Here is an 11286-nt window from a genome sequence, read left to right as displayed (position 1 = left end):
AACGTTTGTCTGCGAAAAGATAGCGCCCTCCCAAATCCAACGAAAAAGATAACAATTTACGATTCTGCATCATTTCTTTGAAATCCATTGCCAACAGTGTTTTTACATTATAATATTATAGTAAATTAATACGGCTATGTTTTGTTGAGAAAGGGTGTTAGAGGATGAAGCTCCTAATCGTGGATGATGAACCATCCATGCGTGAGTTAATGCAGAGCTTATGCGAAAAGGACGGCCTGTATGCTGATACAGCCTCAGATGGTCGTGAAGGGCTCTATTTATTTAATAAAAATCATTACGATATCATTATTGTCGATTACCATATGCCCATTCTGGACGGATTAGAGTTCGTAAAGCAGGTGCGTTTTGAAAATCAGCAGGTACCGATTCTTGTATTAACAGAAGATGACCGGGAAGATGTAGCGGCTCAGTTCAGACAAGAAGGCGCTACTGACTTTTCATTAAAACCTATTAAACCCCTGGATTTAATCTCAAGAATCCACCTTCACATTCAAATCGTAAATATGAGAAAAAGGCTGGCCGTCGAAGATGATGTTTATACAGCAAAAGGAATCAGCAAAGAAACCCTCGACTCTGTCGCCTCCTGCCTAATGGACAATGAAACCCCTAAATCAGTGGATGAAATTTCATCAAGTGTCGGGCTCGCTTACCCTACGGTGTACCGTTACTTAATGCATCTGCTCGAAGAAGGTAAAGTAAAACAGGTTATCCGGCATCAAAAAATCGGGCGTCCCAAAAAATTATACGAGTGGTACACTCATTAAAAAATAGCTCCTCCAATTCAAAATTGGCAGGAGCTTTTTCATTAAACTTGGGCAACTTCTTAAGCATTTTCACCTTTAAGAGTCTCCATCTACTCCCCACTTTCCCAATAACAATACGGTTACTTCCGTGTTATCATATAATTGTGACAATTCAGAATTACATACAACGTTTACCCGGGTAGTTGATGTGATGGAAAACGAGGAGGACGAATGATGAAGAGACAGTGGAAGTGGATTAGCTTAATTTTCATACTTACACTCGCCCTTACCGCAGCATTTGGCGGAATGGTAAGTGCCGATTCTAAAAGCAAGAATTCTCCTGTTGAAGATTACTTAGTTAAATTTAAAGGCGCCCATGCTTTATCCATAGAAAGCTTAGGCGGAGAAGTCGAACACCAGTATCAATACATGAACGTTGTAAAAGCAAAGCTGCCTGAACAAGCAGTCAAAGCTCTCGAAAACAACCCAAATGTAGAATATGTGGAGAAAGACCAGGAAGCTAAAGCGTTAGCCCAGACCTCTCCCCCCGGCATCTCGCAAATAAATGCCGATGATGTTCAGGCGACAGGAAATACAGGTTCTGGTGTAAAAGTGGCTGTTCTTGACTCAGGGATTGAAGCTGGCCATGAGGACTTAAACGTGGCAGGCGGCGCGAGCTTTGTAAGCTCTGAGCCTGATCCATTTGACGATTTAAATGGCCACGGCACTCATGTTGCCGGTACAATTGCTGGAGTTGATAATAATGTAGGTGTCCTGGGTGTTGCTCCGGATGTTGCGTTATATGCTGTTAAAGTATTAAACGGTGAAGGAAGCGGAGCCTATAGTGAAATCGCAGCAGGAATTGAGTGGGCTATTGCTAATGACATGGATGTTATTAACATGAGCCTTGGCGGATCCGTCGGTTCTTCTGCACTTAAAGAAGCCGTTGACAATGCGTACGAAAGCGGCATTCTCGTCGTTGCTGCTGCAGGGAATTCAGGGAAATTTGGTCCTTTTAATACGATCGGCTACCCAGCCAAGTATGATACAGCTATGGCTGTAGGTGCAGTCGACAGTTCCAATAAAGTTGCCTCTTTTTCAAGCCGCGGAAATGAGCTTGAAGTAATGGCGCCGGGAGTGGATATTTTAAGTTCGGTGCCGGAAAATAGTTATGATTCGTTTAATGGTACTTCTATGGCCAGTCCGCACGTAGCTGGTGTAGCCGCGCTTGTAATGGCTGATGACAGCAGTTTGAGCAACCAGGAGGTTCGTAACCTGTTAAATGAAACCGCTACTCCCCTTGGCGATTCATTTGATTATGGAAACGGCCTTGTGAATGCTGAAGCAGCTGTCCAATAATGACCGTTGACCCCTTTTAATAAAATATATTTGGCCAGTAATTCCTTTGGAGTTACTGGTCTTTTTTTGCAATAATTATGTTGTTTTTAAATGTGCATCATTGCTCGGAGCCATGTTCGCTTAAGTAGGAGTCTCGCAGCCTGCCCTACATTTCTCTATAATTAGCAACTTCAATTTGTAAATAATATAGAGGCTTATGAGCAGGCCTAAGCGATAACTGGCCTCTCTTCTTTCCCTTATCCATATGGTATGATGATGAAAGAAAAATCTGGAAAAAAGGAGACAAAAAAATACATGCTGAACTATTATAGTCACTTATCTACGAAAGTGTATGATTTAGACAAACCTGTAGGCTTTTCTTTTGGTGATTTAGAATACTATCAAAAACAGCTTGATAGTATTACAGGAAAGATATTAGAACCCGCTACAGGCACTGGAAGGCTTCTCATTCCGTTATTACAAGAAGGATTTGATATAGAAGGATTTGACCTGTCAAGTGAAATGCTGGAAGTATGCAGGAAAAATTGTGAGACTCATGGTGTAGATCCTCATCTTTTCCAAGACGATATGACTACGTATTTAAAAGATTCCTATTACGATGCTGTAATTATTCCAACAGGCACATTTTTGCTTCTGCATAAGCGAGAAGACTCTATAAAGGCTTTACGTCAATCTTATAAAAATCTAACGCCTGGCGGTAAGTTTATGCTGGATCTGTTCATCCCTAAAGGATTTCCGATCGGCAGTGTTTCCACCCGCACCTGGGAGCTGCCTGGAGGAGATATCATTACATTGGAAAGTAAAATGGTAGAATTTAATGTATTTGAGCAATATACTCTCTCCCATAATAGATATGAACGGTGGAGCAGGGGAAAGCTTGTTCAAACGGAGCTTGAGCGTTTCCCGACCCGCTGGTATGGGGTGGAAGAGTTTAAGCAGATACTAGCATCCATAGGGTTTAAAGATATTGTAATATCGAGTGATTATCAACACGGGCGTCCTCCGGCAGCGTCTACAGAAATGCTTACTTTTGAAGCAAAAAAATAAAATAGAGGCTTAAAATCAGCCTCTATTTATCAGGTTATCTCCGCCGGAAAAATGCAAAGAATTCGAGAAACGTATTAAAAAAAGCGATCGATTGAAATGTGAGCAAGCTTAATGCTGTTAATGAGAAAAAGCCCACGAATAAGAAGCGGGCCGCAAAAAACCTTGCCAATATAATCTTTCCTAAGGTAATACCTATGCCAGTTCTTCGTATTTATGCTGCCACGGACGCGCTTTTTCAAGCTGGGCAGCCAATTGTAGGAGGGTCGCTTCATCTCCGAACCGGCCCATAAAATGTGAACCAATCGGCAGGTTATTTTCTCCCCAGTATAACGGGACACTCATTGCCGGCTGCCCCGTCACATTGGCAATCGGAGTCAGGTGGGCATATTTCGCGGACACTTTTAAAATATCTTCTACTGCTTTTTCCTCGCCATCATAGCTGCCTAAAGGAAGCGGAGGCTTGGCGTTCACCGGATGCAGAAGCACATCGTATTTTTGAAAGAACTGGTGAACCTTAACGCTCTCATCATAGAGATACTGGCGTGCCTCTTCATACTCAAACACCGAGAAGCTTTCACCCTTTTTAACGAGTGTATGAAGCAGTCGTTCGATAGATTGGCCGTTCACTTCTTTCCCGTTTAGACGGGCAGCGTTTTTTACAGCTAAAGCCCCGCCAACCACCCACACGGTAACGTAAGCATCCATAAACCGGTGCAAATTAAAATCCGGATAAGCTATCTCCACACGGTGGCCTAACTCCCCACAAATCTTCGCTGTAGATTCAACCGCTTTTTGTACTTCCGGATCAATATCCAGTAACGATCCGAAATCCGCCATATAGGCAATTTTTAAAGGCTTAGGTTCTTTTTCTATGTACCTCTCAAACGGCCCGCCTAAAGGAGGCGTTGAATAAGAGTCACCGATTTGTCCACCTTCGATCACGTTGAGCAGTGCGGCACTATCTCTCACCGAGCGCGTCAGAGCGTGGTGGACGGCTAAGCTATTGATCCTCATTGATAACGGGGATCTCCCTCTCGTCGGTTTTAGACCAAATAAACCGCAGCACGATGCAGGTATTCGAATCGATCCGCCGCCATCACTCCCATGAGCAAAAGGAATCATGCCAGAGGCTACAGCTGCAGCCGCTCCCCCGCTTGACCCGCCTGGTGAAAAGTCAGGATTCCACGGATTTTTCGTAAACCCTAAGAAGTTTGATTCTGTAGCGGGAGTAAATCCAAACTCGGGCGTATTGGTTTTACCAATGATGTTGAGGCCTGCCTTTTTGTACCTCCTGACCACTTCATCATCGGCCGAAGCTTGATAGCCTTTCATAATTTTACTCCCATAGGATACAGGCTCTCCCTCCACAGCATTTAAATCTTTTATTAAAAACGGGAACCCGCCAAACCTTCCTTTGCTTTCGTCAAACTCGTCATCCATATTGGCAAACATCGTATGGACGACAGCCTGAAGCTCTGGATTCTTCTTCGTGATTTGTGCTTTATAATGCTCATTAAGCTCACTCAGCTTTATTTCCTTTTTCCTGAGCATCTCTAATTGAGCAGTTCCGTCGAGGTGCTGAAGCTCCTCCATTGAATTTCCTCCTATTATTGTATTGTTATCTTAACGAAAAGAGAGGGAATCTGCTCGCTTTCCGTATACGAACTATCAAGCCTCCTCCCTTACTTAGGGGGCTTGACAGCTCGTTTTTTCCGCTGGAGTATCGTTTATTCCCTCTTATGACACTATCGTTTAACAAAATTATTGATTTATAAGCTTTGATATATCTTCCATTACCTGAAGATACCTTAGTGTTTCCTTATGATACTTTTCAAAGGATACTCCTTTTTGAACAGCGTCCATGAATCTCTCAACTTGTATTCGATACTGATCGCCTGTCTCAATTAATTCCTGTTCTTTATCCTGGTTTCTTAATGTGATTTTTCCTATATGGTTTTGTTTATCCGGCCGGTACGCGTCGTGAACGGTAAGTGTTCCTTCAGAGCCGATCACCTGATATTCGTTTCTTCCTTCTGATTCAAAACTGCAGTCTACCTGAACAACAACTCCATTTTCTAACAAAAGAGACGCCCCTGTGGTAAGGTCGACGCCCGACTCATCGTCGATGTTAGCAACGGCTGTGACACTTTTCACTTCTTCTTCCATGATATGCAGCGCCGAATGAACTCCATAACATCCTACATCCCAGAAGGCACCTCCGCCTTTTTCACTGTCCAGACGGATGTTGTAGCCTGAACGGTCAAAGTTGAAGGAAAAGCTTGTTCTGACTAATCGCACATCACCAATGGAGCCTTCTTTGATCAGTTCTTTTACTTTTTCATGCTGGGGATGAAATTGGTACATAAACGCCTCCAGAAAAAGCACTCCCTGCTGCTCGCAAGCCTGAATCATCTCTTGCCCGTCACCTGTGGTCAGTGCTGCAGGCTTCTCACATAAGACGTGCTTTCCGGCCTGCGCTGCCTTTATGGTCCATTCCTTATGTAAGTGATTGGGAAGCGGGATGTAGACAGCCTCTATTTCTGGATCGCTCAACAAACCTTCATATGTATCATACGTTTTTGGAATATTGAATTCTTCTGCGAATACTTTCTCTTTCCCGCTTAGGCTGGCTGCCGCATAAACTTGCGCCTCTTCTGTCCTCTGTAATGCTGGAATAATGGCTTTCTTCGCTATATTTGCTGCACCTAAAATGCCCCATCTCATAATTGAGCTCCTCCTTGAATGAATTTACTAAATTATAACATTTATACCGCGGGAGGAGTTTGGTGAGTATTTACTGGCGATTAATTAAAATACTGGCAAAAACCCAGGATTTACTGGAAAACTTCCATACTCGTGACTCTTTCACGCCGGTTTATTTAAATGATTTTCGGGAAATCTATAAGCAAATCAACTAGGGGATGATGTAATGGTAAATGTTCTCCGCACTTCTCCCATGCTGCTACTTTCTCTATTTGTACTGCTGACGGTGCTTCCGTTTTTAGAGGCTAACATAGCCCGCGGTTTATTGGCTTTCCTGATTACACCACTGCTGATTGTCTACGGAAACAAACATCATCTCTGGTTTCGACAGTCGCTCCGCTGGATGGTTCGCTTAAGCCACAAACTCGTACTGTGCCTTGGCATTTTCTTCATAGGTGTATTAGTGAGTTATGAACTCCTGCAGCTGCTTCACCCTTCTATTGGATATGCTCTGCACCTTATCCTCTTGAGTGTAAGCACTATTATTTACTGGGCCCCTCTGCTGTTGTCCTGCCCATTTGATAAGCCGCGGCCGTTTGCCGACAGGGCGGCCTACTATTCACTGGCCACTGCTTTGTTTATTCTCTATCATCACGGGACGTTTGTTTATTATGATGGAATGCCGACGCTGCCTTTTATGTTCATGGGTATGACGGTAATGATGGGGGCTTTTCTTTACTTATTTATTCAATGGTTCCGATCCGAACAGCATGTTGACCGCCCGACTGTTAAAGGATATGTCGTTTCCCTGCAAAATAAAAATAACTTATAAAAAAAAGACAGGCTCTTAAAAAGAAGCCTGTCTTTTAAGTTATCGTCATCTAGGGGTCATAAACATCTGCGTCCAATAGGTGCCATATGAACCGGATCCCTCTACATATCCTACTCCAATATGGGTGAATTCCTTCTTCATAATATTTTCCCTGTGGCCAGGGCTGTTCATCCAGCCTTCCATGACCTGCTCAGGAGACCTCTGCCCGGCAGCAATATTCTCACCGGCCGACCAGTATTTAAATTCGTATTGGTCCATCATTTCAAAAGGGGATCCGTAAGTTGGAGAGGTATGGTCAAAATAATTGCGCTCAGCCATATCCTCAGACTTCAAACGTGCCAGGTCGCTCAAACGCTCGTACATTTTTAAAGGCTTCAGTCCTTCTTTGGCTCGTTCTTCGTTCACGAGTTCTACGACTTCTTTTTCAAACTCCGAAGGGTCCTGGGCAATAAGGCTCTCAGCAGGTTCCCCTTCCTGTCCTTCAGATACCTTATTTTTATTCCCCTCTAGTTCTTCACTTCGCTGCTGGGGCATCTCTTCTTCCGGAATGCTTGATGGATTAAACAAACGTTCTAAGTTTGTTTGAAACTCTTCAATTGATATATCCTGTTTGGAAAACCAGCCTTTTAACTGGCCTGTCCATTTTTCCAATGTTGCTGTATGATTCTCGTTCGACTTCCACAACTGTTCCGCTAGTGCAGGAGTGGCCACAGATACCATAAACAAGACCGCTAAAAAGACAAAAAGGTATTTTCTCAGCATAGATGTCTACTCCTTGTGCTTAGTTACTATAAGTATTTCAAAATGCGCACGAGACGACAAGTGTCCCTACCTACATTATGTGTAAACCGCCCATGTAATTCTCGGAAGTATGTCCATATATTGGATTTTTCCCTGCTGAGGCCGCTCTAAAACAGTGTTTTACTTGTTGTGGAGCTCTCCGCGATACAATTCTTTTTCCTGTAATGAAAAGTCAAAATCTCTCGCGAATTTTTTAAGGCGCTTCTCTTCCACAGGATTTACAAGCGAAATAACTGTTCCTTCGACTGCACCTAATCTAGCAGTACGGCCCGCTCTATGAATGTAGGAAGATCCTGTTTTAGGAATATCGAGGTTAACGATATAAGTAATATCTTTTATATCAAGACCTCGAGCGGCAACGTCGGTAGCAAGCAGCAGCTCATACTCCCCTTTTCGAAAACCTTTCAGCGCTTTTGCCCGCTGTTCTTTCTTAGCGTCACTGTGAAGGACTTCAATCGGCAGCTTTTTAAATCTTAGCTTTTCCGTGTAGACGTTGAGGCTGGCAATATCCTGCATAAAAGCTAGACCTTTAAAATCATTTAGATGAGCAAGCTTTCGCAGAAGTTCTACTTTATCGCGATCTTCACATGCGATATAGGCATGCTCGACTTCAGGCTTCAACTGTTCTTCAGCTATCTGAACAATCTCCGGTTCGTCCATAAATTTACCGGCCACCTTCTGTACCTCTTCAGGAAGTGTCGCAGATAAAAGCAGGATCTGTCTTTCTTTCAAGGTGCTTTTCACTATGTTTTCTACGGTAGGCAGATGCTCAGGAACAAGCAGCTGATCGGCTTCATCAAAGACAAGGGTGACGATTTCATGGGCTTTCAGCTTCTTCTTTTGCATAAGCTCGTACACTCGTCCCGGCGTTCCGGCTACGACTTGAGGCTTCTTCTTAAGCTTATCGATTTGACGCTTAACGTTGGCGCCGCCGATTAAAGCGGTACTATTTATACCGCTGCCTTTGGACCATGTTTGAATTTCCTGGTGGATTTGCATAACGAGTTCATGTGAGGACGCCAAAATCAGGACTTGGGTGTTTTTTTTGCTGGGATCTACCTTCTGAAGAAGCGGCAGTAAATATGCGAGTGTCTTTCCGCTGCCTGTGGGGGCTTCAGCAATGACGTCTTTCCCTTCTAGAATTAGCGGAATGCTTTTTAATTGTATTTGGGTAGGTTCTTTAAATTCTGATTGGTTCCACGCTTCTTTGGCAAAAGGCTTCAGCTCCTGAAGCCAGTTTGGCTGTGAGTTACTCATTAAAATGTATTCTCCTTTTTATCAAACTCTAACAAAGCCTCTCATAAAAAACAGGTCTCGACCCATGTCCAATGGAAAGAGACCTTGCTGCGTTCAATTTATTGTCTTTATTATACCATAATCTATTGTTTCTCGATATATTCCTTCAAATTCTCCAAATGATCCGCATCTTCTTTTTTTATGATTTTTTTAATCAGAGGCTTAAACAAAGTATTGCGTAACCCTTGGGTAAACAGTTCTCCTTTAAAAATCACCTTCGTTCCTTCTGTCGTCTCAATGAAGTTATAATGGTAACGCAGGTCAAGCCCGTTCTGTTCACTGCGGGCTGTATAGCATTTATTTGGTTTAAATTCCGTTATCTCGATCGTGGCCGCTGCTTTTCTTCCGCGGATTTCCCTTACTTCTTTAAATTGATAACCTTCGCGTACGGGGCCTTCTGTTAAAGGCTCTACATCGATCACAGCATCCATAATTTCTGGACTCTTTGAAAAATCTATAGCCGTTAGAAAGACTTCTTCAATTGGTTTCTTAATCACTACCTGCCGTTCAAGGAAAACCATGCCGTTCCCTCCGATTCTTAAAGTTGTCTGAATTACATATTCGTGATGTACATATTCGTGATGTTTCGTGAAAAACCTTTAAAATCCTTTAGTTTTCACGAGAAAATATTGGAAGTGAAAGCGTAGTAATTTTCAGAAGCCGAACAAAAAGCCGGGAGAAATGGCCCTCCCGGCTTTCGCTAAAACATATCAGGGTTTAATATTTTTGGAATATAGGTCGCGACTCCTGGTATAAATGCTACAGCGAGAAGCACGAACAGTACGACGACAATATAAGGGACCACCGCTCCAAACGACCTTTCAATTGGCAGCTTGCCTATTTTAGCTGCTAGCAGGAGACATAATCCGTACGGCGGAGTAACAAGGCCAATGGCTAATGTCATTACTGTGATTAAGCCTAGCAGGACTGGGTCCACGCCAAAGGTTTCAGCCACAGGCAAAATGACAGGAATAAACAGAATCATTGCCGGAATTGCATCCATAAACGTTCCTACGAAAAGGAAGAAAGCAATAATAATTAATAGGAAAACCCATTTGCTGTGAATATTGTTACTGAAGAACTGTTCCGTCCATGCAGACAGCTGGTAATAGCTTAACAGCTCTCCAAGACCATTGGCCGCTGCTAAGGCGAATAACGAAAGCGAGCTTAGCGTAAGCGTATCTACAAACACTTTTGGAAAATCTTTTAGTTTCAAAGTCTTATAGTAAAACATAGCGATAATTATGGTATAAATACTTGCAAAGGCGGCGGCTTCTGTTGCCGTAAAGATCCCTGAGATAACGCCTCCAATTAAGATAACCGGTGTTAGAAGGGCTGGAAATACGTCTAGAAACTGCTTAATAAACTTCTTCAACGATGCTCTTTGATAGGTTGGGTAATTGTGCTTCTTAGCCAGAATGTAAATAATAATCATCATGCCTAGTCCGATCGCCACACCTGGAATGATGCCAGCTAAAAATAACGCGCCTACTGAAACATTCGTCAACCCAGCAAATATAATCATCGGAATACTTGGCGGAATGATAACCCCAATTGTAGAGGAAGCAGCAGTCACTCCGACAGCTGTACCTGTGTTATATCCCTGTTTCTTCATGCTGGGAATTAAAATTTTACCTACCCCTGCCGTATCGGCCTGGGCAGCACCTGAAATTCCCGCAAACAGCATGGATACTAGAATATTAGCGTGAGCCAGCCCTCCGCGGATATGGCCAACCATTGTAAGAGAAAAATCTATCAGCTTTTGCGAGATCTGACCGCTGTTCATAAGGTTGGCTGCCAGAATAAACAGCGGAACAGAAAGCAGTACAAACGAATCAAGACCATTGAGCATTTTAACAGGAAGAAGCGCTTCTGGTGTATAAGGAATCGTCATAAAACCGGCAAGAGCTACAATCCCGATCACAAAGGCAATGGGAATTCCAATGACTAATAAAATAATAAACATCCCTAACAGTGTGATTCCGATCATTCGACAGCCTCCTCTTTATTAAAGCTTTTCAAATTGCGGATCATGTGAGCTGCTGTATAAATGACCATAGTTCCTGCCATAATCGGTATGGAGATCCACACATAGCCCATCTTCATTTCAGGAAGCGACTCCCATCTGAAGTCCCAAAAGCTGTCCACTACAATAATTCCATAATAAAACAGCGCACCGCAGAAAAGGAGCAGGATCGTATCATTGAATAAATAAAGTGACTTTCTTTTTTTGCCTTTCAGCTTGTTCAGCAGAATATCGAATTGAAAGTGCTCTCTCTTGTTTAACATTACGGATGCACCCATCAGCACCGCCCAAATGAAAGAATAAGTAGCGACATCTTCGGTCCACATGGCCGTGACACCTAGATATCGATTTACAACCTGAATCACGGTCGTCACGAAAAATATTAAGAGAAATAATATGCCAATTGTTAATTGAATACGTTCAAGCAGTTTAATAAACATGCGTCCATTCCCTCCTCT

Annotated in this window: 12 protein-coding genes; 5 read left to right on the top strand and 7 right to left on the bottom strand. The window is 43.0% G+C overall.

Going from position 1 to position 11286, the window contains the following annotated elements; translation table 11 throughout:
- Nucleotides 1-164 precede the first annotated feature (164 nt).
- From HUS26_RS17865 to HUS26_RS17855, 3 genes are all read left to right on the top strand, one after another.
- Nucleotides 165-785: a response regulator gene (locus HUS26_RS17865; RefSeq protein ID WP_173918388.1), complete on the top strand. Its 621-nt coding sequence runs from the start codon at nt 165-167 to the stop codon at nt 783-785.
- A gap of 213 nt (nt 786-998) precedes the next feature.
- Nucleotides 999-2123: a S8 family peptidase gene (locus tag HUS26_RS17860; RefSeq protein WP_173918387.1), complete on the top strand. Its 1125-nt coding sequence runs from the start codon at nt 999-1001 to the stop codon at nt 2121-2123.
- Nucleotides 2124-2417: 294 nt separating this feature from the next.
- Nucleotides 2418-3170, top strand: a complete 753-nt coding sequence (locus tag HUS26_RS17855; RefSeq protein ID WP_173918386.1) for a class I SAM-dependent methyltransferase — start codon at nt 2418-2420, stop codon at nt 3168-3170.
- 192 nt (nt 3171-3362) lie between these two features.
- On the opposite strand, the gene HUS26_RS17850 is transcribed toward HUS26_RS17855, so the two are convergent.
- Together HUS26_RS17850 and HUS26_RS17845 are read right to left on the bottom strand one after the other, a co-directional pair.
- Nucleotides 3363-4763, bottom strand: a complete 1401-nt coding sequence (locus HUS26_RS17850) for an amidase (RefSeq protein ID WP_173918385.1) — start codon at nt 4761-4763, stop codon at nt 3363-3365.
- A gap of 168 nt (nt 4764-4931) precedes the next feature.
- A complete protein-coding gene (locus tag HUS26_RS17845) occupies nt 4932-5894 on the bottom strand; it encodes a Gfo/Idh/MocA family protein (protein WP_173918384.1) in 963 nt (320 codons plus the stop codon).
- Between the two features lie 62 nt (nt 5895-5956).
- Between HUS26_RS17845 and HUS26_RS20160 the strand changes: the two genes are divergently transcribed.
- Both HUS26_RS20160 and HUS26_RS17840 read left to right on the top strand, forming a co-directional pair.
- Nucleotides 5957-6088, top strand: a complete 132-nt coding sequence (locus HUS26_RS20160; protein ID WP_256371072.1) for a hypothetical protein — start codon at nt 5957-5959, stop codon at nt 6086-6088.
- A gap of 11 nt (nt 6089-6099) precedes the next feature.
- On the top strand, nt 6100-6705 hold the full coding sequence (locus HUS26_RS17840; RefSeq protein WP_173918383.1) for a hypothetical protein: 606 nt from the start codon (nt 6100-6102) through the stop codon (nt 6703-6705).
- Nucleotides 6706-6750: 45 nt separating this feature from the next.
- Here HUS26_RS17840 and HUS26_RS17835 read toward each other — a convergent pair whose 3' ends face one another.
- The 5 genes from HUS26_RS17835 to HUS26_RS17815 form a co-directional block, all read right to left on the bottom strand.
- Entirely contained in the window at nt 6751-7467 is a 717-nt protein-coding gene (locus tag HUS26_RS17835; RefSeq protein ID WP_173918382.1) for a CAP domain-containing protein, read from the bottom strand.
- 159 nt (nt 7468-7626) lie between these two features.
- On the bottom strand, nt 7627-8763 hold the full coding sequence (locus tag HUS26_RS17830) for a DEAD/DEAH box helicase (protein WP_173918381.1): 1137 nt from the start codon (nt 8761-8763) through the stop codon (nt 7627-7629).
- Nucleotides 8764-8885: 122 nt separating this feature from the next.
- Nucleotides 8886-9323 carry an SRPBCC family protein gene (locus HUS26_RS17825; protein ID WP_173918380.1) on the bottom strand — a complete coding sequence of 146 codons (438 nt, stop codon included), beginning with the start codon at nt 9321-9323 and terminating at the stop codon, nt 8886-8888.
- Between the two features lie 179 nt (nt 9324-9502).
- On the bottom strand, nt 9503-10792 hold the full coding sequence (locus HUS26_RS17820) for a TRAP transporter large permease (protein WP_173918379.1): 1290 nt from the start codon (nt 10790-10792) through the stop codon (nt 9503-9505).
- Complete coding sequence (locus HUS26_RS17815) at nt 10789-11268, bottom strand: TRAP transporter small permease (protein ID WP_173918378.1); 480 nt, start codon at nt 11266-11268, stop codon at nt 10789-10791. Before HUS26_RS17815 ends, HUS26_RS17820 begins: the two co-directional genes overlap by 4 nt.
- Nucleotides 11269-11286: the final 18 nt, after the last annotated feature.

Source organism: Halobacillus sp. Marseille-Q1614 (genome assembly GCF_902809865.1).
Taxonomy (GTDB): Bacteria; Bacillota; Bacilli; order Bacillales; family Halobacillaceae; genus Halobacillus_A.
The sequence above is the reverse complement of the archived record's forward strand: the minus strand, read 5'-3'. Positions and strand labels throughout refer to the sequence as shown.